Raw genomic sequence first — 22215 nt, forward strand, 5'->3', positions numbered from 1 at the left:
TGCATCCCACGTCCACGCCCATGCTTGTTCACCCTCCCTACGGCCGCCGCGCCGCGCCCGGACGCGGACCGGCCTGGCTGCTGCAGACCGCGCTGCTGCTGGCGCTGGCGCTTGGCATGCCGCCGCTGCAGGCGCAGCTGGCACCCCCGCCGGAAGCCAGCGTGCCGTCGGGCGCCACGGTCGAGCAGCGGGTCAAGGCGGCTTCGCTGTACCGCTTTCCCGGCTACGTCGAGTGGCCGGCCTGGTCGTTTCCCGATGCGGCGGCGCCTTACATCGTCGGCGTGGCGGGCGCGCCGGAGATTGCCCAGGAGCTGGGCGCCATCAGCGCCGGCCGCACCGTCAACAACCGGCCGCTGCAGGTGCGGCGCCTGAAGGCGGGCGAGGCGCTGGCCGGCATCCACCTGCTGTTCATCGGCCGCGACGAGCAGGCGCGCCAGGGCGCATGGCTGCAGGCGGCGCAGAAGCTGCCGGTGCTGACGGTAACCGAAAGCGAGCCGGGCCTGGCGCAGGACAGCATGATCAATTTCCGCCTCGCCGATGAGCGGGTGCGCTTCGAAGTCAACCTCGACGCGGTGGAGCGGTCGGAACTGCGGGTCAGCTCGCGCATGCTGTCGGTGGCGCTTTCCGTGCACAAGGGAGCCCGGCCATGATGCGGTCGATCCGGCGTTCGATCTCGCGCAAGCTGATGCTTGTGGTGCTCGCCACCACCTTCATGGCGCTGCTGGTGTCGGCCCTGGCCATGCTGGCCTACGACATCCGGGACTACCGCCGCAGCTGGGTGAATGACCTCACCACGCAGGCCAACATCCTGGCCGGCGTCAGCCTGCCGGCGCTGGAGTTCAACGACCCGCGCGTGGCGCGCGAGAACCTGGAGCAGCTGAAGGCGCGTCCAGGCATCCTTGCCGCGGCGATCTACAACCAGGATGGCGAGCTGTTCGCCAGCTATGTGGCGGACCGGTCCGCCGGGCTGGTTCCGCGCCTGCCCGACCCGCCCGGCAGCACCATCGACATCGATCAGATCCTGGTGTACCAGGCGATCCAGGCCAATGGCGAAAAGTTCGGCACCATCTACCTGCAGGGCCGTTACGACCTGCTCGGACGCATCGGCACCTACCTCGCGATCCTGGCCGTCGTCATGGCCGCCAGCCTGATGGTGGCGGCGCTGGTGGCCGGCTGGCTGCAGGCCGCGATCACCCAGCCCATCCTGTCGGTGGCCGACATCGCGCGCCGGGTGGTAGAAAAGCGCGACTTCTCGCTGCGCGTCGCCAAGCCGACCGAAGACGAGATCGGCATGCTGGTCGATGCCTTCAACAGCATGCTGAGCGAAGTCGGCCAGCGCACCGCCGAGCTGCGCCGGTCGAATGATGCGCTGATCCTGGAGATGGGCGAGCGCCGCCATGCGGAAGAAGCGCTGCGCCAGCTCAACGATACGCTGGAGCATCGCATCGCCGCCCGCACCGCCGAGCTCGAAACGGCGCATGAGCAGCTGCGCCAGGCGCAAAAGATGGAAGCGGTGGGCCAGCTCACCGGCGGCATCGCTCACGACTTCAACAATCTGCTGGCCGGCATCGTCGCCAACCTGGAGATGATGCAGGTGCGCATCGCCCAGGGCCGCACCGGCGACATCGGCCGCTACGTCGATTCCGCCATGTCTTCCGCCGACCGCGCGGCATCGCTCACGCACCGCCTGCTGGCCTTCTCGCGGCGCCAGGCGCTGGACCCGAAGCCGACCAGCATCAACACCCTGGTGCGCTCCATGGAAGACCTGATCCGGCGCAGCGTCGGCCCGGCGGTGCAGGTGACCACCGATCTGGCGCCCGATCTCTGGAACACCATGTGCGACCCGCACCAGCTCGAGAATGCGCTGCTGAATCTGGCGATCAATGCGCGCGACGCCATGCCGCACGGCGGGCGCCTGCATATCGAGAGCCGCAACACCACCCAAGACAATGCCGACGGCAAGACGGGAAGCCGCGATTACGTCGCCATCAGCGTCAGCGACAGCGGCGTCGGGATGGCGCCGGAAGTGCTGGCGCGCGCCTTCGATCCCTTCTTCACCACCAAGCCGCTCGGCCAGGGCACCGGCCTCGGCCTGTCGATGGTGTACGGCTTCGTCAACCAGTCCGGCGGCTTCATCCGCATCCAGTCGGAACCGAGGGAGGGCACCACGGTATGGCTGTACATGCCGCGCCATGCCGGCAGCGAGGAAGCGCAGCAGGCGCTGAAACCGTCCAGCGAAGGCCTGCATCCGGCCCGAGCGCGGCATGCGGTATTGGTCGTGGACGACGAGGCGCCGATTCGGCAGATGGCGGCAGAGATGCTGGAAGAGCTCGGCTATGAAGTCCTGGAGGCGGGCGATGGGCCGCAAGCGCTGCCGCTGCTGCAGTCCGGTCGCCGCATCGACCTGCTCGTCACCGACATCGGGCTGCCCAACGGCATGAACGGCCGCCAGCTGGCCGAGGCGGCGCGCGGGCTGCGGCCGGGGCTGAAGGTGCTGCTCATTACCGGCTACGCCCAGGCCGGCGCGCTCGACGAAGGCCGGTTCGATGCCGACACCTCGCTGCTGACCAAGCCGTTCCGGCTGGATGCCTTCGCCGCCCGCATCGCCGCCATGCTGGAAGGCGTACCGCAGGCGTAGCCCATCGAGCGAAAGTCTTGTAGCGGGACAACGGATGTGGAATCTTTCCATCGGCAGGCGGGTCTATCGTTTTCACCAGGGCCAAGCGCCCTTTTCGGGAGAGATCGATGACCAATGCAAACACTCAGGGCAGCCAGCCCAAGGGCGGCGACGCCAAGCAGGTGCAGCAGGATGCCGGCCAGCAGCACGACGATGCCCGCACCGAGGCGGAAGCCAAGTCGGTGGACGGCAAGGCGGGGCAGCGCCAGAAAAGCAGCCACGACAACATGAGCGATGTGAAGGCCGATACGCATGAGGGCGCCGGCGGCGGCGCCAAGCAGCAGCGCCATCACTGACATCGGGCCGTCGCTCGATTCGGCCACGCGGCCAGGACGTCGCGCCGGTGATCCGGCCGGCGTCCGCTTCCGCGGGCATGCCCCGGTCCGGAACGCACCGGATTCCGGGCGCTGCCCAGCGCCCAACCTCGCCAGGCAATTGCAGGCGATCAAAATCCCTTCAGGTAGGTATTCCTGCAAGCCAATGAATCGCTACAATGCTGATTGCGCATCAAGCAGGCGGGCTCTCCTTGCGGAGGCCGGCCCCAATAAAAACAGCCAGCGGCGAGACAATGCTATTCACCCTATCGTACATCAGCCAGATCGTCGGACAGCCGGACGGCGCCTCCATGTCGGCCCTGCTCGCCGTCAGCGAACGCAACAACCGCCAGCGTGGGATCACCGGCATGCTGACCTATGGCGCCGGCAGCTTCCTGCAAACGCTGGAAGGACCGGAAAACGAGGTGCTGGCGCTGTATGACAGGATACGGCGCGATCCGCGCCATTGCGACGTCACGGAAATCATGCGCCAGACGATCAGCGAGCGCGCCTTCCCCGACAAGCCGATGGCGGCACACCGGCTGTTCCGCAGCACCGATTTCCTGCTGTCGGTCAACACGGCGGGCAAGGGCGGCAACTGCGCTGTGTCCCACATGCATTCTTCCTTCGCCACGCTCAGCGCGCGCACCCGCTTCGGCTGACCTGCGCATCGGCACAGGCCGGCATGCCCGCGCCCGGCTGAAACCAAGCAGCAAGCTTTCTCGTCTAAAATGCATCCCGCCGCATGGGCGGCGAGCATGCTGACGACCGACTTCCTTGGATCAACCGACCCCACCCGCATCCCGACTGCGGACATTGCTGGCCCGCGCTGCCGGCCTCTTCAGAACCCTGACCGCCCCGGGCATCAGCCCGCGCGTGCGGCTGTTCGCTGCCGGCAAGGCAGGCGCCCTGCTCGGCGCTGCCGGTTTCGTGCTGCTCCTGTTGTGGACCATTCTGCTGATCCCGCTGACGCCCAGCGCCACCGACCTGAAGAAAGCCAAGGCGGAACAGCCGAGCATGCTGATCTCGGCCGACGGCAAATGGCTGGCCAGCTACAAGCGCTTCAACCGCGACTGGGTGCCGCTCGACCAGGTGTCGCCTCACGTCGTGGCGGCGCTGATCGCCACCGAAGACCACCGTTTCTATGAACATCACGGCATCGATTTCTACCGTCTCGGCGGCGCGGTGCTGCACACGCTCGCCGGCCGCACCGAGGGGGGCTCCACCATCACCCAGCAGCTGGCGCGCAATCTTTATCCGGAAGAGATCGGCCGCCAGCGCTCGCTGTCGCGCAAGCTCAAGGAAGCGATCACCGCGCTGAAGATCGAACGCGCCTACACCAAGCGCGAAATCCTCGAAACCTACCTCAACACCGTGCCCTTCCTCTACAACGCCTTCGGCATCGAGATGGCGGCGCGCACCTACTTCGACAAGCCGGCGGCCAGGCTCAACGTGCTGGAAAGCGCCACCCTGATCGGCATGCTCAAGGGCACCAGCTACTACAATCCGGTCACCAACATCAAGCGCGCCACCGAGCGCCGCAACGCGGTGCTCGGGCAGATGGCGCGGCGCGGCGTGCTCACCGAGGCGGCGCTGGAAGCGATGAAGAAGAAGCCGATCGTGCTCGACTTCGAACGGCTGCAGGAGGAACGCGGCATCGCCCCGCACTTCGCCGAGCACATCCGCAAGTGGCTGGTGGAATGGGCCGACCGCCACGACTACAACATCTACACCGACGGGCTGAGGGTGCGCACCACCATCGATTCCCGGCTGCAGGCCATGGCGAATCAGGCGCTGGCGCGGCAGACCGAGGCGCTGCAGGCGGTGGCCGACGTGGAATGGGGCATGCGCGGCGACCGTTTGCTGTCGACCAGCGCCGCTGCCTATGCCGGCATGCGCCAGCGGGTGCGGCCGTTCGGCCATCTCTGGAGCGAGCGTCCGGATCTGGTGGATGCCTTCATCCGCGAATCCGGCGCCTGGCGCAATCTGGTGGCTGGCGGCATGGACGGCGGCGAAGCGCTGGCCAAGCTGCGCGGCGACGCCGAATTCATGGACAAGCTCAGGCGCGACAAGACCCGCCTCGAAGCCGGCTTCATCGCCCTCGATCCGAAGACCGGCGAAGTGCGCGCCTGGGTCGGCAGCCGCGCTTTCGACAGCGGCCAGTTCGACCATGTGGCGCGCGCCCAGCGCCAGCCCGGCTCCACCTTCAAGCCCTTCGTCTACGGCGCGGCGCTGGAACAGGGCATGACGCCGGACCGCACCTTCATCGACGAAGTGCGCGACTTCCGCATGCGCGACGGCACCATCTGGCGCCCGACCGACATCACGCCCGCGACCGGAAAGCCGATGACGCTGGCCGAAGGCCTGATGTACTCGAAGAACACCATCACCGCCCAGGTCATGCAGGTGATCGGCCCCAATATCGCCGCCGACTTCGCCCGCCGCAGCGGCGTGCGCCAGAGCCGGCTCAATCCGGTGCCGGCGCTGGCGCTGGGCACCAGCCCGGTGTCGCTGGCGGAGATGGCCACCGCCTACGGCACCATCGCCAACGGCGGCGAATACCGCAAGCCGGTGCTGGTGACGCGGGTGGAGGACAAGGACGGCAACACGCTGGTGGAGTTCGGAGGCGAAAGCGACCGGGTGATGGGCCGCGGCGTGGCGGAAGACCTCACCGGCATGCTGCGCGGCGTGGTCAACCGCGGCACCGGCCAGGCGATCCGCTCGCAGTTCGGCATCGGCGCGGATGTCGCCGGCAAGACCGGCACCACCCAGGACAATACCGACGGCTGGTTCATCCTGATGCACCCGCGCCTGGTGGCCGGCGCCTGGGTCGGCTTCGACGACCCGCGCATCACCATGCGCAGCAGCTACTGGGGACAAGGCGCCCACAATGCGCTGCCCATCGTCGGCGATTTCTTCCGCCGCGCGCAAAGCAGCCGCATGATCGACACCCAGGCCCGCTTCCCGCGCGCCCGCGACGCCCTGCCCGGCGCGTCGATCTGGGGTCCGGTGCTGGACTGGTTCGAAAATCTCTTCGGCGGCCCCAGCCCGACCGCGCCGCCGAAGCCGGCTGCCAAGCCGGCGCCCGCGCCTTCCCAGCAACCGCGCAAGGAGGGCGGGCCGCTCGATGCGATAGACCAGGTGCTCAGGGATGTGCGCAATGCGCAGGATGACATCGAGCGCCAGTGGCACTGGGTGCAGAATGCGATAGATGGGCTGAGGAAGCTGTTTTAAAGAGTGGATTCGAGAAAACGAATGGCAAAGACGTGCGCCGATGCAGGCGCGCACGCGAGCCCGTGAGCGATCGTACGATGTCGTGAGCGCGATCTCGTCTGCTTGTCCTCCAATCCTACGAAGACGATCTTCTCATCAGAGCGCATTCACTCCGGCGACGGCGCCGGCGGCATCCTGATGATTGCCAGCGGCAGCGCGTCGACCTCGGTGTAGCGCTCGCTGCGCAGCGCGATATAGTCGAACACTCCCTGGGGCAAGCCCTGGTTTTCCGGGTCGGCGTCGTGCCCGAAGTAGTAGTTGAGATAAATAAGCCCAAGCCGCGGCGCATCGGCAAAGTACGTCAACATCCGCTCCCGAAACCGATTGTCGGCGACAAGCAGCCAGCCGGCGCCCCTGTCGCGCCCACTCTCTCCGGCCGGGGCAAGCCAGGCGAAGTGGCAGAATCCGCAGCTCGGTGACTTATCGCGCACCCACGCCTGAAAGGCATGGTCATGTGCCACTACCTGCAGCCGGTACTGCCGGATGGCATCGTACAAGTGCTCCGCCGCCACCTGCCGGAGGCTGGCGATTTCCAGGCCGTCGCCTTGTCGAATGCCGACAATATAGTCCATTTGATTCTTTTGCGAAGTCTCATGCCCGACCAATCAGGCAATACATCACACAGACTTTCTCGATGGCAAGGTGGTTCCTGAGTTGGGCTATCTGAATTCGCATCCCAAGTGCTTTACGTATTCCGCTACGCACGATACCTGGTTAATCCAATAACGGGTCTGGCACATCTTGGTCTTGGATGCAAGTCAAGGGCGCCAAAGCAACCAGCCGAAACCCGCCTCAGTCGCCGCCCCCGCCGCATCCTCCTCCACAGCCGCTATCGGAGCTGCAACCGCTATCGGCATCCGTCGACCAGCCCGCGCATCCGCCACCGCACCCGATATGCGAGGCGCAATAGATGTCACCATAAGCGACATTGCCTTTCTGGCTGCAGTCGAGTGCGTAGCGGTAACCGTCAGCGATCTGCAGTCGCTCGTCGATTGCAAATAGCAGGGGAAGCCGGTCGGGTCTTCGCGGGTCGATGTTCTCCCTCCCGCAGGAAAGACGCCAGGCACGCTTGATCCCGTCCTGGGCCATCGTCGGCCTTCTCATCGCCTCGGAAGGCGTATGGTGCAGGAATCGCCCAAAAACCGCTTGGCAGAATTTCTGATAGGCGCGGGTGCAGATGATGAACTCGTGCCACGCGACATCCACGGCTTTGGATGGCATGGATACCATGCGTCCGCCAGCAGCGGCGCTGATAAGAAAATATTCGCGAAGGCCTTTCATCACCATCCGGACCTGTGCGGCATCGAGATTCGGATAAGTTGCCTTGACTTTCCGGGATACGGAAACCGGGAACACATAGTCGGTGATGCGCCGGTCCCGCATGCCGGCTCTTTGGCGCCAGATGAATACAGCGATTGATGCAACTAGCCCCGTCATCAGAAGAAAAACCTGCACGATAACCACTCCTTCCTGATTCAAGCGCAATCGAATCGACAGCGCGGTTAAGCGTCGTTCAGGATGGTAGCGATTTTCCGCCCCTTGAAGGAGCACAGGCTTTAAATGACTGGAACCCCAGTCGCAATTCTCCAAATCTCAATCACTGATTGCAGAACCGCATTCGTGCAATGCGTTGCGGCTTCCATTGCACAAGCCGTTTGCACGACACAATCACATGTGGCTACGCCGCGCAAAGGCAAAAGGCTTTTTGCCTTCGCCTCTGTTCCAATATCTGCCTCGCCCTACGGCGCAACAGGGTCAAATCACCGCTGCCCGAAGCTGGAACCAGCAAACAAATCCTTGTACTCGCGCGGCTGCGAACGCCAGTACTGCTTCGGCGCATTGACATGCGCGCCCAGCTCGGCGGCGGCATGCCACGGCCAGCGCGGGTCGTACAGCATGGCGCGCGCCAGGGAGACGGCATCGGCCTCGTTGTTGGCGATGATGGCTTCGGCCTGCTGCGGTTCGGTGATCAGCCCGACGGCGATGGTCGGCAGGCCGACCTCGGCCTTCACCCGCTGCGCGTACGGCACCTGGTAGCCCGGGCCGAGCTTGATCGCCTGGGCCGGAGACAGGCCGCCGGTGGAGACGTGCATGGCGGCGCAGCCGCGCTGCTTGAGCGCGTGGGAAAACGCGATCGTGCCCTCGATGTCCCAGCCGTTCGGCACCCAGTCGGTGGCGGAGACGCGCACCCAGACCGGCAGGTCGGCCGGCACGGCGGCGCGCACCGCGTCGAACACTTCCAGCGGGAAGCGCATCCGGTTTTCCAGCGAGCCGCCGTATTCGTCGTCGCGCTTGTTGGCCAGCGGGGACAGGAACTGGTGCAGCAGATAGCCATGCGCCGCATGGATCTCGATGCCGTCCAGGCCAAGCCGCACCGCGCGCCGGGCGGCGCCGACGAAGTCGTCGCGTACCTTGTCCATGCCGGCGCGGTCCAGGGCCAGAGGCGCGTCCTCGCTTTCGGAATGCGGCACCGGCGACGGCGCCAGCGTCTTCCAGCCGCGCGGCTCGTCGGGACGGATCTGGGCGCCGCCTTCCCAGGGCGCGCGGCTAGATGCCTTGCGCCCGGCATGGCCGAGCTGCACCGATACCGGCATCGGCGAATAGCGGCGGATGGCTGCCAGCACCCGCTTCAGCGCTTCCTCGTTCGCATCCGAATACAAGCCGAGGTCGTCCGGTGAAATGCGTCCCTCGGGCGACACCGCCGTGGCTTCCAGGATCATGAGGCCGGCGCCGGACAGCGCGAGATGGCCGAGATGGATCATGTGCCAGTCGGTGGCGCAGCCGTCGTCGGCCGAGTACTGGCACATCGGCGCGATGATGATGCGATTGGCGAGTTGAAGCTTGCCGATGGGCAGCGGCTGGAACAGATGACTCATGGAACGGTTTCCTTATGGCGAAATGATGCAAGTTCGACGAGCCTCGATTATCCCGGCTTTTGCGATTGACGTCTGGACGCGGGTGGCTCGGGCCAGCGCGCATCGTCCTTGAACAGGTCGGCGACGAGGCGGCGCAGCCATTGATGGCGCGCGTCGTCATGGTAGCGGCGGTGCCAATGCTGCTTCAGGTCGAAACCGGGGATCTTCAGCGGCGGCTGCACCAGGCGGATATTGGCAAAGCTGGCGAAGGAGGTGCCCACCGCCATCGGCACCGTGACCAGCAGGTCGGAGCTGGCGACGATGAAGGGAATCGACATGAAGTGCGGCGTGGACAGCACCACCCGGCGCCGGATGTTCTTGCGCTCCAGCAGGCGGTCGAACACTTCCTGGCTGCGGCCCTCGGCGCGCACCACCGCGTGGCCGAGCTGGAGGAATTGCGCCAGGGTCAGCCGATCGCCGCGCAGCGGATGGTCCGCCCGAAGCAGGCAGATGAAGTTGTGCGAGAACAGCCGCTGCTGGAAGAAGTTGTTCTTCTTCAGGTCCGGGAAATAGCCGACGGCGAGATCCAGCCGTCCCGACTCCAGCGCGGCGCCGACCTCGCTGGCCGGCAGCGTGACCGAGGCGATGGAGGCATGCGGCGCCAGTTCCTGGACCCGCTGCAGCAGCTTGGGCAGGAACACCATCTCGCCGATGTCGGACAGCGCGATGGTGAATTCGGTGGTGCTGGTCTCCGGATTGAATGCCTTCTGCTGCAGCACTTCTTCCTTCACCCGCTGCGTGACCTGGCGCGCGAGTTCGATGACCCCCACCGCCTTGGGCGTGGGCGCCATGCCGCCCGGCGTGCGCACGAAGAGTTCATCGCCGAGGCGCCGCCGCAGCTTGCCGAGCGCGAGGCTCACTGCCGGCTGGCTGAGCTCGAGGCGCTGCGCCGCCCGGCTGACGCTTTTTTCCTCGGCGATGGCCAGCGCCACCGTCAGCAGGTTGAGATCGAATTTTTCCATTGTATTTGCCCAACTAATACAGGTTATAAGCCGGATTTGCTGAAAATATACCGGTTTTTCACTACCATTGTTTTGCCACCCAAGGCCTTCAGGCCGCCGATAACGACATATCCAACCAGGAGACAAGCGACATGCAAGCATTCAAGGCCGCCCTGCTCACCGCCAGCCTGGCGCTGGCCGGCATTCTTCCCGCCGCACAGGCGCAAAGCCAGACGATACGCATCGGCGTGATCACGTCCCTGTCGGGCCCGGCCGCCGAGAGCGGCGCCCAGATGAAGGCCGGCATCGAGACCTATCTGCGCACCCACGGCGACACCGTGGCCGGCAGGAAAATCGAGATGATCTACAAGGACGATACCGGCGCCCAGCCGGACGTCGCCAAGCGCCTGGCCACCGAACTGCTCTCGCGCGACAAGGTGGATGTGCTGGCCGGCTTCGTCTTCACGCCCAATGCCATGGCAGCGGCCGGCGTCGCCGACCAGGCGAAGAAGCCGATGGTGATCATGAACGCGGCCGCCTCCGGCATCACCAGCCGCTCGCCGGCGGTCACCCGGGTGTCCTATACCATCGCCCAGTCGGTGGTGCCGCTGGCCGAATGGGCTTACAAGACCGGTTCGCGCCGCGTCTTCACCGTGGTCTCGGACTACGCGCCGGGCCTGGAAGCAGAGACCTGGTTCAACAAGACCTTCACCGCCGCCGGCGGCCAGATCGTGGGCTCGGTGCGCATGCCGCTGGCCACCACCGACTACAGCGCCTTCGTGCAGCGCATCAAGGATGAGAAGCCCGATGCCGTGCATGTCTTCCTGCCGAACGGCCAGCCGATGGTGTCCTTCACCAAGGCGTATCGCGACAAGGGACTCGACAAGGCCGGCATCCGCTTCCTCGGCGGCGAAGGCTGGGGCGACGAGGATGTGCTCTCGGCCGGCGGCGATACCCTGGTCGGCATCTACTCCGCCGGCTTCTATTCCTTCACCCGCCCCGGCGCGGAAAACGCGAAGTTCGTCGATGCCTTCAGCCAGACGGTGGGCGGCAAGTTCAAGCCCAGCTTCCTCGCCGCCGCCTCCTACGACGGCATGGCGCTGATCGCCCGGACCCTGGAGAAGACCAAGGGCAATGCCGATGTCGGGCCCTTCATGGATGCGCTCAAGGGCTACACCGCCCCCAGCCCGCGCGGCAGCGTCAGCATCGACCCCGGCACCCGCGACATCGTGCAGACCATCTACATCCGTCGCATCGACAAGGCAGGCGGCAAGCTGGTCGCCACCGAGATCGACAAGTACGACGGCGTGAAAGACCCGGCGAAGTAAGCCGCGGCAGATTTTTCGTCGGTTCACCCGGTTCTCATGCAGGCGGCACTCGACAGCCTGCATTCCCCCTGCTCGTCCATAGGAGATGACATGAACGCCCCCCTCGAATCCAGGCAGATTCCCATCGCGGTCGAAAAGAAATCCTCCTTCCCCCTCGACCAATGGTATGTCGCCGCCATGGCGCGCGAGCTGACGGACAAGCCTGTCGCCCGCACCCTGCTGAATCATCCGGTGGTGCTGTTCCGCACCGGCGACGGCCGGGCGGCGGCGCTGGAAGACCGCTGCTGCCACCGTTCCCTGCCGCTGTCATGCGGCAGCGTCGAAGGCGGCGGGCTGCGCTGCGGCTATCACGGCATGCTTTACTCGCCGAACGGCAGCTGCATCGAAATCCCCGGCCAGGAAAAGATTCCCGCCAAGGCCAGGGTGAAGTCCTACGCCGTGCGCGAGAAGGACCAGATCATCTGGATCTGGATGCCGAAACAGGAAGGCACCGCGCCGACCAGCGAGCCGCCCGATTACCCGCACCACGACGACCCGAAATACAAGTATGGCTTCGGCGTCTATCACTATGACGCCCCCTACCAGCTCATCCACGACAACCTGCTCGACCTCAGCCACCTGGGCTATGTGCACCTGAAGACCATCGGCGGCAACGCACGGCTGCACATGACCGCCAAGACGGTCGTCAGCAGCGACGAGCGCTCGGTCAAGGTAGTGCGCCTGATGCCCGGAAGCACGCCGCCGCCGACCTACAGGGCCGCCTATCCCTTCGGCGACGCCTGCGACCGCTGGCAGGAGATCGAATTCCACATCAGCCATCTCGCCATCTGGACCGGAGCGGTGGAACCGGGCAAGGATGCGATCGACGACCCGAACCGCGGCGGCTTCCACATGCGCGGCTTCCACGGCATCACGCCGGAGACGGAAAGCAGCGCTCATTATTTCTGGAGCATGGCAAGCAACCGGCATCCCGACATGCCCGAGACCATCGATACCGTCGTCGAACAGACCAAGTTCACCTTCGACGAGGACCGCCTCGTGATCGAGGCGCAGTACCGGAACATGCAGCGCTTCAACGGACAATCGGACTGGACCGACATTCATGTGGACGCGGGGCCGAATCGCGCCCGCCGCATCGTTGCGAAGCTGGTTGAGAATAGCTGAGCGCTGCGACTTTACCCGCGCCAGCGGGCAAGGGACCGGTCAGATATAAGACTTGATGGCCGCGACGGTCTCTTCCGGCGCGCTCAGGTTGGGGCAGTGGCCGGTCGCCTTGAGCTGAACGAAACTGCTGCCGCGCAGATGGCGATGCATGTACTTGCCGACTTCAATCGGTGCTATCACATCGTCGGAGCACTGCATCACCAGGGCCGGCACGGTGCACTTGTCCAGATCGGCCCGGTTATCCGAAAGGAAGGTCACGGCGGCGAATTGCTTGGCGATCTTCGGATCGGTGCGACAGAAGCTGCTGGTAAGCTCCTGCCCCAGCTCCGGCCGGTCAGGATTGCCCATGATGGCGGGCGCCATGGCCTGGGACCAGCCGAGGTAGTTATCCTCGAGGAAATCGAGCAGGCTGTTGATGTCGGAGCGCTCGAAGCCGCCGAAATAATCGCCATCGTTGATGTAGCAGGGGGAAGGGCCGACGAGCACCAGTTTGCTGAACAATTCCGGCATCTTGTTCGCGGCCAGAACGCCGATCATCGCCGACACCGAATGACCGACGAACACGGCCTGCTGCTTTCCCAGTCGGCGCAAGATGGCGATCACATCATCCGCATAGCGCGAGAGGCTGGTGTACTCGCTCGGATCGAAGGCGGAAAGGTCCGAATCGCCTGCGCCGATGTGATCGAACAGCACCACCTGATGCGTGCGCTCGAAGGCAGGCGCAACGTGTCGCCACATGTTCTGATCGCAGCCAAAGCCGTGAGCGAACATGATGACGGCATCTCCATTTCCCCGGATGTGCACGTTGTGCTTTTTGATAACTGGCATAGTGTCTAGGCAAGGTTGACTGAGTATTCCGGCGTCCGGCCGGCGCGGCTCGAGCGAAGTTCCTGGCGGACCTTCCATCCTGACTGGATTGTCTTGTCCGGCCGCCGATTTGTGTATCGGGCTTACACGGAATTCGCGTAGGGATAGCTGCAGCGTCGATGTCGGCGATCCATGACATCCACTTTCCTCGGTCAATACATGCCGCGCCTTTTCCCTCACTCCTGCTGCGCTTGATGTCTCTCCTCCTCAAACGTGGCTATTTGATTGTTCTTGAATTAATGATACCGCAGGCTTCGGTTCATTAATCATTCATCCGGCCATTGTCCCGACAAATTTCGCCATGACTGGCGCAAGGCAAGGCATGGATTCGGGCCTTGCATTGATCTTTTCATCTTTAATTAAAGCTTCGGCAATACGCAGATACAACATCTTTTGTCCAGCCGGCTGAACCTTGTTGTCCATCGACCCGATAGTCAATGAGTTCTATAGATCACAGGAAGCGGATGCCAATGAAAGCGCTCACATCAAGAGAGCATGAATGATTTTGTCGAAGACAAATTAAGATAAAGACAGCTTTTTGGTCTCACTAAAGAAACGCCTTGCCATAGCAGGTTAAATTCGCGTTTCCGTTCCTTTTTCGATGATGCAAAATAGCCCTCCGGTGCGCCTTCTCTTGCTTGCACGGGAAGAGCCTGGGCGAATCGCGCAGCCGAGCGGGCCTTTACCGTGCCGCCGCATGACAAAAGAATATCGATGGCCTCAAGCCACAAGGCCGAGGCGTCATCCACAAGAGCACGGCGTAAATCGTTACAGAAGGATGGTATGGCAGTTTTTTCGAACGTCAAGATCAGCACCCGCCTGGGGGGCGGCTTTTTTCTCGTACTCGCACTTAGCGGCGGCATCACCGGCATCGGTACCTGGAGCCTGCATCAGGTCGGCGCCAGCACTGAAGAAATGGCGGTATTCAATTACAAGGAACGTCTTGCGCAGCAGTGGATACGCTCCATCTCGCTGAATGCCGAACGCGCCATCATTGCGGCGAAAAGCACCGATGCCGAACATCGCAAGCAATTGGCCGAGAAGATGAGCGCCGAGACCGAGAAGATCAACAAGTTCCAGAGCGAACTCACGGGTCTGGTAAAGAGCGAACAGGGCAAGAAGCTCCTTGCCGCCTCCACGGAAAAAAGGAAGGTCTACATCGAAGCCCGGTCGCAGATATTGAAGATGCATGATGACGGCGCGGACATTGCGAAGATCCGCGCGACGGTCGACGAGAAGCTGGTGCCGGCGCTCAGGAGCTATATCGAGACGGTGGAAGCAACCCTCGAATATCAGCAGCATTTGGCGGAAGAGGCTCACGTCAAGGTCAAGTCGATCGAGCAGTCCAGCGTCAACATCGTCCTGCTGATCAGCCTGTTCGCCTTGGGCTTGGGCGCCCTGCTCTCGTGGCTCATTTCTCGCAGCATCCTCGTGCCGCTCAACAAAGCCGTCTCGGTCGCGCGCACCGTGGCATCGGGCGACCTGACCAGCCGCATCGAGGTGCAGTCGGCCGACGAAACGGGCCAGCTGCTGCAGGCCCTGAAGGACATGAACGACAGCCTGACGTCCATCGTGGGCGAGGTGAAGCGCAGCTCGGACACCATCGCCACCGCATCGGTGCAAATCGCGTCCGGCAACCAGGACCTGTCCTCCCGCACCGAGCAGCAGGCCGCCTCGCTGGAGGAAACCGCTTCTTCCATGGAAGAGCTCACTTCCACCGTCAAGCAGAACGCCGACAATGCGCGCCAGGCCAATCAGCTGGCCATCTCCGCCTCCGACGTCGCCGTCAAGGGTGGCGAGGTGGTCGGCCAGGTGGTCGATACGATGAGCGCGATCACCGAATCGTCGCGGAAGATCGTCGACATCATCGACACCATCGATGGCATTGCCTTCCAGACCAACATTCTGGCCCTCAATGCCGCCGTCGAAGCGGCGCGTGCCGGCGAGCAGGGACGCGGCTTCGCCGTGGTCGCCGCGGAGGTGCGCAGCCTCGCCCAGCGCAGCGCGGCCGCGGCCAAGGAGATCAAGGGCCTGATCGACAACTCGGTGGAGAAGGTGGACATCGGCAGCAGGCTGGTGGAACAGGCAGGGACGACCATGGACGAGGTGGTGTCGAGCATTCGCCGCGTATCCGACATCGTTGGCGAGATCGCAGCCGCCAGCCAGGAACAGAGCACCGGCATCGAACAAGTCAATCTCGCCATCGGACAGATGGATCAGGTAACCCAGCAGAACGCCGCCCTGGTGGAGGAAGCTGCTGCCGCCACCGAGTCGATGCAGGACCAGGTGCGCAGCCTGGCCCGCTCGGTAGGCGCGTTCAATCTGTCCATCGCCGACGCGCCCTCATCCTTGCCTGCGCCATCCGCCCCGGCTGCTGCACTGCCGCGCCAATCCGCCCAGCGCGTGGCCCAAAGGCGATCGCTGCCCTCGGCCAAGCCGGCCAAGATGACCCTGCCAAACGACGGCGGCGACTGGGAGCAGTTTTAGTTTCGGCATCACCAGACAAGTTATTTGCCCAAAATGCCGCCCGGTCCAGCACCGGGCGGCATTTTTATTTGGGACTCAGTTCGCAATGAGCGCGCATCAAACGCGAGCAAACGCGATCGACCGGGATGGCCATTCCTGGCATCGATCAATGTCTGCCTTGCAGGGGCAAGCCATTGCCAAAGAGGTTCAGATATCGCGAGCAAAGCCGCGCATGGCGCAACGCACCAAAGCGGGCGTCGCTCTATCAGATCACTGAAGCCCGCATCGCAAATGATGGCCTGCGGCCGAAACATCGCCACCGAGTCAATCGACGGTGAGCCAGCAATGATTCCCATACACAACATTTCCTTTGGACAAAACATATTCCCGGTATAGAATCAATTCGCCTCGCGCCATCCGCTTCGCGCGCATGATTGGAGACCTATGAAAGGCATCGTATTTAATCTTCTGGAAGAAGCGGTGAGCTCTGAATACGGCGACGCCGTATGGGACCAATTCCTCGACGAGGCAGGATTGGAGGGAGCGTACACCTCGCTTGGCAGTTACAACGATGCCGAGATCTCTGCCATCGTAGAAATCGCGGCCAAAACGCTGCAGATAGCGCCGGAAGATGTGCTGCGCTGGTTCGGGCAACGCGCCATGCCGCTACTGGCGAAACGGTATCCCGCATTCTTCGCCAATCACACTACCGCCTCCAGCTTTCTGCTGACGCTGAACAGCATCATCCATCCGGAAGTGCGGAAACTCTATCCCGGCGCTACCCCGCCGGTTTTCGATTTCGACCAATCGCCCGATGGCAAGCTCGCCATTGGCTATAACTCGGACCGCCGCCTGTGCGCGCTCGCTGAAGGCTTCATGCAAGGCGCCGCCACGTATTACCAGGAGCGCATCGAGATACAGCAGCCGCAGTGCATGCACCATGGCGAGAAGAAGTGCGTGTTCCACGTCCGGTTCCGTCGTGACACCCCCGTCTGAGCAGGCAGCCGCCTCACCGGAAGTCGTGCGCCTGCAGCGTCGATTGCAGCGCGAAACCGCGGCTCGCCACGAAGCGGAAGCGATTGCTGAACGCGGCCTGCGCGACCTGTATCAGAAGCAGCAGGAAATAGCGCTATTGGAAAGCATTGCGGCGGCCGCCAACAATGCGTCCAGCGTCAGCGAAGCAATGCAGCACGCCCTGGAATCGGTTTGCCAGTTCACCGGCGCCCCGCTCGGCCATCTTTTGCTGGTGCGCAGTCACGACGACAAGAGCGTCATTGAGTCTACGGCCACCTGGCATGATCAAGGCGACGGACGCTTCGACGGACTGCGCGCCGCAACCGAAGCCGCCACAGCCGAACAGGAGTGCGACCGCTATCGCGATTTATTGCAATCGGCAGCTCCGGTGTATTGCAACTTCACGGAAGCCGATGCACATCAGCCTGCCCATATCGCGGCCGCGATGCACAGCGGCTTTGCGTCGTTCTTTGCCTTGCCGGTGGTGATTGGTTCGGATACCGTGGCCATACTCGAGTTTTTCAGCCGCGAACGTCAGGATCCACAGCAGCCCATGTCGCGCCTGATGATGCAGATCGGCACCCAGCTCGGGCGAGTGGTCGAACGCGAGCGCGCAAGCGAAAGATTGCTGCATGATGCGCTGCACGATCCGCTGACGCAGCTGGGCAATCGCAAGCTCTTTCTCAGCCGCCTGGCGCAGGCCTTACAGCAAGCCAGGCGCGACCCCGACTATCAGTTCGCCGTGCTCTTCGTTGATCTGGACCGCTTCAAGGCGATCAACGACGGGCTTGGCCATCAGGCCGGCGACCAGCTGATCCTGGCCACGGCGGATCGCCTAGGCGCCTGCCTGCGACTTACCGACCTCGTCACCCGCAATAATCCTGAAGATGGGGGCAACGATACGGTGGCCCGCCTGGGTGGCGATGAATTCACCATCCTGCTCGACAAGATCGCCAATCCGCAGTCCGCCATCCGGGTTGCGGAGCGCGTGCTCAACGTGGTGGCGGAGCCGCTCCTGCTCGACCAGCAACAGGTGAACGTCACCGCAAGCATCGGCATCGCCCTCAGCGCCACGGGCTACACGGATGTACATACCGTACTGCGCGACGCGGACATCGCCATGTACCACGCGAAGCAGACCGGGCGCGCGCGATGGATCATGTTTGATCAATCCATGCAGCAGTCTGCGCTGCGACGGTTGCAACTGGAGGCCGATCTCCGAGCCGCGGTCGAAGGCGGTCAGCTGTCGCTGCAATACCAGCCGATCGTCGTCCCCTTTTCTGAACGCATCACCGGCTTCGAGGCGCTTCTCCGCTGGCGGCACCCGGTCTTCGGCTGGATATCGCCGGCGGAATTCATTCCGGTCGCCGAGGAGACCGGGATCATCGGCCCGATCGGCAAATGGGTGATCGAACAGGCCTGTGCTCAGCTCAAGCAGTGGCAGCAAATCGGCGGTTCGGAACTCAGCATGAGCGTGAATGTTTCAGCGGTTCAATTGAATGACGACGCGCTTGTCGGCGTCGTGACGAACGCCTTGGAGAAGTCAGGCGTATCCCCCGAAACATTGAAGCTTGAATTGACCGAAACCGCCGTGATGACCAATCCCGACCGGGCTCTGCTCATCTTTCAGCAGCTCAAGACATTGGGCGTCAAGCTCAGTCTGGATGATTTCGGCACGGGCTATTCCTCGCTCAGCCATTTGCGGCGCCTGCCGATCGATACGCTGAAAATCGACCGTTCTTTCGTCAGCCAGATGGACAAGCACGACGACAAGCGCCAGATCGCCGAGGTAGTCGTCATGCTAGCCCGCACGCTTGCGATGAAAGTCGTGGCGGAAGGCGCCGAGACGGAAGAAGAAGTCCGCATCCTGCGCGAGATCGGGAGCGATTTCGTTCAAGGCTATTTCTATTACCGGCCCCTGGATGCCGACCATGCGACCCATGCCTTGCAACAGCAAATCGTGGGCGCCCTACCCTGCGCGCTGGAAAACTAGCTGGTTGGATCTTGGAAGCGCGAGCTTCCTTCAACTCAATCGCTTCGCGAGATTCTCGAAGAGAGCGTCAATTGCGAAACACGGTCAAGTAAAGCGCCCATTGCCTGACTGCGTTTCGACGCCCCATCAACCCACCGCCGCTTTTGCCTGCATGCTTCCCCACTTTGCCACGGCAGATCGGCTTTCAGCTGATCGCGAACCTATTTCGAATCCGCGATGCGCGCAATCTTGACATAGGTTGCCACCGCCTGTCCCGTGAGGAGCGAAGTAATACCGCTGCATAGCACGCGTAAGCCATTTTTGCCGAGAAGCCAGCGGTCGTCCTCGGAGCGTCCAGTATTTCGGGCGCGCCGCAACTCATCCTGGAAAACACCATTCGCCTGGTCTTCCTCAGTGTAGAGCAGCTCGGCGCTGCATCCGATCATCTCGGCTTCTGAATACCCAAAGACCCGCTCTGCTCCGAGGTTCCAGCTTGTGACGATGCCATCGGTGTCCAAGGTCGCTATCGCATAGTCTTGGTTGGTCCCGGTGATGAGCTGCATGCGCTGCTCGCTGGTGTGCAACCTGTTCTCTGCCAATCTGCGCCTGGATATATCGATGAAGGACAGAATCAGGCCGTCGATATGGTCTTCGGACGTACGGTAAGGCAGAAGGCGGGCGATGTACCATTGCCCATCCTCGGTGCCATGCACCTCCCGTTCATTCGGCTGCAGCGTCTGAAATACGCTTTCGATGTCGTCTTCAAGTTCCGGATAATCGAGGCGGTAGGTGATGTCCAGCAGCGAGCGGTTGACATCGCTCTCGATGAGATTGAACAGCTTGGTGCAAGGCTTGGAGTAGCGCTTGATGCGCATGTTACGGTCGACGAAGAGGGTAGGAATTTCGGTTGCCGACAGAAGATTCTTCAGATCGTCGTTAATCTTTGCGGTTTCATCGACCTTCATTTTCAATTCCTGATTGACGGTAATCAGCTCTTCGTTGATCGACTGCAGTTCCTCCTTGCTGGTTTCCAGCTCCTCGGCGGTAGAGCGCAGCTCCTCGTTACTCGCTTGCAGCTCCTCATTCGCGCCCTTCAGTTCTTCAAGTGCCGTCTCGTACTGCTCTATCACCGAGCGCAGCTGCTCCTTGGTGTGCATCAGTTCCTTTTCGAGATGGATCGCAACCGTGTTGTCCATCGGCGGACCGGCGATAAAGCCGCACTCGGGCGCATCGACGGATTCCTCGAACGCCAGGAAGAACATGCCGGTTCCCGCATGCTGACCGCAAGGTGGACGGATCACGATGCGTATGAACCTCGTCTCGGTGCCCGCCTGCAACGGCAGGTAGCGGGTGGCGATTTCCTGATGCGACTGGGATGCCTGGAATAGCGCCGCACGCAGCTCCAGCTGCAGGCCGGGATGGATCGTCGTCAGAATGTCGGTGGAGGGTTCGCCTCCAGGGTAGTGGAGAAAGCGGCCGGCGCTTTTCGTCGTGTACACGACAGCACGGTTCTCGTCGATCAGGATGCTGGGCGGCGCGTAATCTTCAAGGAATTGCCGGTGTATTTCCTGCGGCACGGCGCGCCGGCGCGCCGCTTGCTGCTCGACGGGCTGCAGGTTCGAAAGGTGGTGCATGGCTGGCAACGTTGGAATCAGCGCGCGGTTGCCACTGGACCGAGTGTCGCTGGCCTGGTAAATGCGATGCTTCTTGTCGACCGGGATGAAAAGGTCGGGCAGCACATCGACCGATTCCGCCGTGCCGAGAAAAAGAAAGCCGTTCGGAGCCAGCGCATAATGAAGGAGTTCGAACACCTTTTTCTGCACGTCCCGGTCGAGATAAATCAGCAGATTGCGGCATGTGATCAGGTGCAGGCGGGAAAAGGGCGGATCACGCAAGACATTGTGAATGGCGAACAGCACCTTTCCCCGAATCTCGCGCTTCACCGCGTAGCTTTCATCGAGCTTGTCGAAATACTGGCGCAAGCGGGCTGGGGCTACGTCGGTGACGATTGAATTGGGATACACCCCGCGCCGCCCAGTCTCGATCGCGCGTTCATCGATATCCGAAGCGAAGACCTGGATTGATCTTGGTGCGCCGGCCAGGGTGTTCTGGTCCGCAAGCAGCATCGCCAGCGAATAGGCTTCCTCGCCTGTGGCGCATCCGACCGACCAGGCGCGGATTTGCTCATCTGCCAGCGCATCCTGAAAGATTTTGGGAATGACATCCCGCTCTAGCGCTTCAAAGGCGGTACGGTCGCGGAAAAAATTGGTAACGCTGATCAGCATGTCCTGCAGCAGGGCGCGAGCTTCGCCCGAGTCGGCTTCCAAGTGATTACGGTAAGCGATCACGTTCGGCAAGCCGGTGACCTGCAATCTCCGCTCGATGCGGCGTAATACGGTCGCGCGCTTGTAATGCTGGAAATCATGGCCCGTGCGCATGTGCAGGATTTTCATGATTTCGCGCAGGGCAATCTCCGTTTCTCCCGCCTGGGATTTCAGGGTCTCCGTCGACAGGCTTTTTTCCAGGTTGTGCGCCAACGGCAGTTGCAGCGAGGTCGCGTTATGAAAGAGATCAAGCAGCTTCTGCGGCATGTCCACCACCGGCAGCACCCAGTCCACCAGCCCGGTCTGAATCGCGCAACGCGGCATGCTGTCATACTCGGCATCGTCGGGCAGCTGGGTGAAGGTCATGCCGCCCATTTCCTTGATCCTGGCGATACCGACGGCGCCATCCGAACCGGCGCCGGACAAGATGACGCCGATCGACCGTTCACGGTGAACCTCGGCCAAGGTGCGAAAGAAAACATCGATGGTCACATGCCGACCGCGCGGACGGGCCGCTTCGACGATTTGCAGCGCGCCATCATTCATCAGCAGGTCTTTGGTCGGCGGAATGATGTAGACGTGATTCGGCTGGATCGTCACCGTTTGCATCACCTGCAGCACCGGCATCCTGGTTTTTTCCTGCAGGATCTGGGCGATATTGCTCTTATGCGTTGGCGAAAGATGGAGTACCACCACAAATGCCATGCCGTTTTCCGAGGGCATGGCCTCGAAGAAGCGGACCAATGCTTCGATGCCGCCGGCAGAGGCGCCCATGCCGACGACGAAAAACGGCAGGCTGCTGGGTACAAAGCCAGGCGCGGGGGGCGGGAATTGCGGAAGCCTGGATTTGTCTTCGTTCATGGAAAGCGATCAGGTATGGAGTTATTTAATTGATATTCAGCTTACACCCATCGTCGTTCGCTTAGTTGCTGTTTGACCGGCATGACGGAAATTGCCTTT

The 22215-nt window shown here is 62.7% G+C and carries 18 protein-coding genes; 10 read left to right on the plus strand and 8 right to left on the minus strand.

All coding sequences use genetic code 11. The features are described 5' to 3' along the window. Window positions 1-20: 20 nt before the first annotated feature. The 5 genes from CHB88_RS14205 (at window position 21) to CHB88_RS14225 (ending at window position 6225) form a co-directional block, all read left to right on the plus strand. The gene (locus CHB88_RS14205) at window positions 21-650 is read left to right on the plus strand and encodes a TOL_0243 family YfiR-like periplasmic protein (protein ID WP_089399998.1); all 630 of its coding nucleotides are present in this window, start codon (window positions 21-23) and stop codon (window positions 648-650) included. Beyond that, on the plus strand, window positions 647-2638 hold the full coding sequence (locus CHB88_RS14210; RefSeq protein ID WP_089399999.1) for a sensor histidine kinase, YfiR-like protein-associated: 1992 nt from the start codon (window positions 647-649) through the stop codon (window positions 2636-2638). The genes CHB88_RS14205 and CHB88_RS14210 overlap by 4 nt, the downstream gene beginning before the upstream one ends. 107 nt (window positions 2639-2745) lie before the next feature. Then, a complete protein-coding gene (locus CHB88_RS14215) occupies window positions 2746-2973 on the plus strand; it encodes a hypothetical protein (protein WP_089400000.1) in 228 nt (75 codons plus the stop codon). A 272-nt stretch (window positions 2974-3245) separates the two neighbouring features. Next, window positions 3246-3653 (plus strand): BLUF domain-containing protein, encoded by a 408-nt coding sequence (locus CHB88_RS14220; RefSeq protein ID WP_176442482.1) that lies wholly within the window; start codon window positions 3246-3248, stop codon window positions 3651-3653. Between the two features lie 115 nt (window positions 3654-3768). Further along, on the plus strand, window positions 3769-6225 hold the full coding sequence (locus CHB88_RS14225) for a penicillin-binding protein 1A (RefSeq protein ID WP_425436107.1): 2457 nt from the start codon (window positions 3769-3771) through the stop codon (window positions 6223-6225). A 146-nt stretch (window positions 6226-6371) separates the two neighbouring features. Here CHB88_RS14225 and CHB88_RS14230 read toward each other — a convergent pair whose 3' ends face one another. The 4 genes from CHB88_RS14230 to CHB88_RS14245 all read right to left on the minus strand — a co-directional run bounded on the left by CHB88_RS14230 (window position 6372) and on the right by CHB88_RS14245 (window position 10141). Next, window positions 6372-6836 carry a hypothetical protein gene (locus tag CHB88_RS14230; protein WP_089400002.1) on the minus strand — a complete coding sequence of 155 codons (465 nt, stop codon included), beginning with the start codon at window positions 6834-6836 and terminating at the stop codon, window positions 6372-6374. Between the two features lie 220 nt (window positions 6837-7056). After that, entirely contained in the window at window positions 7057-7743 is a 687-nt protein-coding gene (locus tag CHB88_RS14235; protein ID WP_217900170.1) for a glycine-rich domain-containing protein, read from the minus strand. A gap of 281 nt (window positions 7744-8024) precedes the next feature. Further along, complete coding sequence (locus CHB88_RS14240) at window positions 8025-9140, minus strand: NADH:flavin oxidoreductase/NADH oxidase (protein ID WP_089400003.1); 1116 nt, start codon at window positions 9138-9140, stop codon at window positions 8025-8027. Between the two features lie 47 nt (window positions 9141-9187). After that, entirely contained in the window at window positions 9188-10141 is a 954-nt protein-coding gene (locus tag CHB88_RS14245) for a LysR family transcriptional regulator (protein ID WP_089400004.1), read from the minus strand. A 131-nt stretch (window positions 10142-10272) separates the two neighbouring features. Between CHB88_RS14245 and CHB88_RS14250 the strand changes: the two genes are divergently transcribed. Both CHB88_RS14250 and CHB88_RS14255 read left to right on the plus strand, forming a co-directional pair. Then, on the plus strand, window positions 10273-11448 hold the full coding sequence (locus CHB88_RS14250; RefSeq protein WP_089400005.1) for an ABC transporter substrate-binding protein: 1176 nt from the start codon (window positions 10273-10275) through the stop codon (window positions 11446-11448). Between the two features lie 90 nt (window positions 11449-11538). Next, window positions 11539-12612 carry an aromatic ring-hydroxylating oxygenase subunit alpha gene (locus tag CHB88_RS14255; RefSeq protein WP_089400006.1) on the plus strand — a complete coding sequence of 358 codons (1074 nt, stop codon included), beginning with the start codon at window positions 11539-11541 and terminating at the stop codon, window positions 12610-12612. Between the two features lie 39 nt (window positions 12613-12651). Here the strand turns inward: CHB88_RS14255 and CHB88_RS14260 are convergent, their stop codons facing one another. The 3 genes from CHB88_RS14260 to CHB88_RS24520 form a co-directional block, all read right to left on the minus strand. Then, window positions 12652-13518 (minus strand): alpha/beta fold hydrolase, encoded by an 867-nt coding sequence (locus CHB88_RS14260; RefSeq protein ID WP_342745524.1) that lies wholly within the window; start codon window positions 13516-13518, stop codon window positions 12652-12654. 231 nt (window positions 13519-13749) lie between these two features. Beyond that, window positions 13750-13902 carry a hypothetical protein gene (locus CHB88_RS25190; protein ID WP_176442483.1) on the minus strand — a complete coding sequence of 51 codons (153 nt, stop codon included), beginning with the start codon at window positions 13900-13902 and terminating at the stop codon, window positions 13750-13752. 62 nt (window positions 13903-13964) lie between these two features. Next, a complete protein-coding gene (locus CHB88_RS24520) occupies window positions 13965-14285 on the minus strand; it encodes a hypothetical protein (protein ID WP_143131280.1) in 321 nt (106 codons plus the stop codon). On the opposite strand from CHB88_RS24520, the gene CHB88_RS14265 reads away from it, so the two are divergent. From CHB88_RS14265 to CHB88_RS14275, 3 genes are all read left to right on the plus strand, one after another. Then, the gene (locus CHB88_RS14265; protein WP_089400008.1) at window positions 14263-15966 is read left to right on the plus strand and encodes a methyl-accepting chemotaxis protein; all 1704 of its coding nucleotides are present in this window, start codon (window positions 14263-14265) and stop codon (window positions 15964-15966) included. The genes CHB88_RS24520 and CHB88_RS14265 overlap by 23 nt on opposite strands. A gap of 423 nt (window positions 15967-16389) precedes the next feature. Beyond that, window positions 16390-16941, plus strand: coding sequence for a heme NO-binding domain-containing protein (locus CHB88_RS14270; RefSeq protein WP_089400009.1), 552 nt, complete (start codon window positions 16390-16392; stop codon window positions 16939-16941). Window positions 16942-16984: 43 nt separating this feature from the next. Beyond that, window positions 16985-18952: a putative bifunctional diguanylate cyclase/phosphodiesterase gene (locus CHB88_RS14275; protein WP_176442484.1), complete on the plus strand. Its 1968-nt coding sequence runs from the start codon at window positions 16985-16987 to the stop codon at window positions 18950-18952. 200 nt (window positions 18953-19152) lie between these two features. Here the strand turns inward: CHB88_RS14275 and CHB88_RS14280 are convergent, their stop codons facing one another. After that, window positions 19153-22116 carry a CheR family methyltransferase gene (locus tag CHB88_RS14280; protein WP_089400011.1) on the minus strand — a complete coding sequence of 988 codons (2964 nt, stop codon included), beginning with the start codon at window positions 22114-22116 and terminating at the stop codon, window positions 19153-19155. Window positions 22117-22215 lie beyond the last annotated feature (99 nt).

It is taken from the genome of Noviherbaspirillum humi (genome assembly GCF_900188095.1).
Taxonomy (GTDB): domain Bacteria; phylum Pseudomonadota; class Gammaproteobacteria; order Burkholderiales; family Burkholderiaceae_D; genus Noviherbaspirillum; species Noviherbaspirillum humi.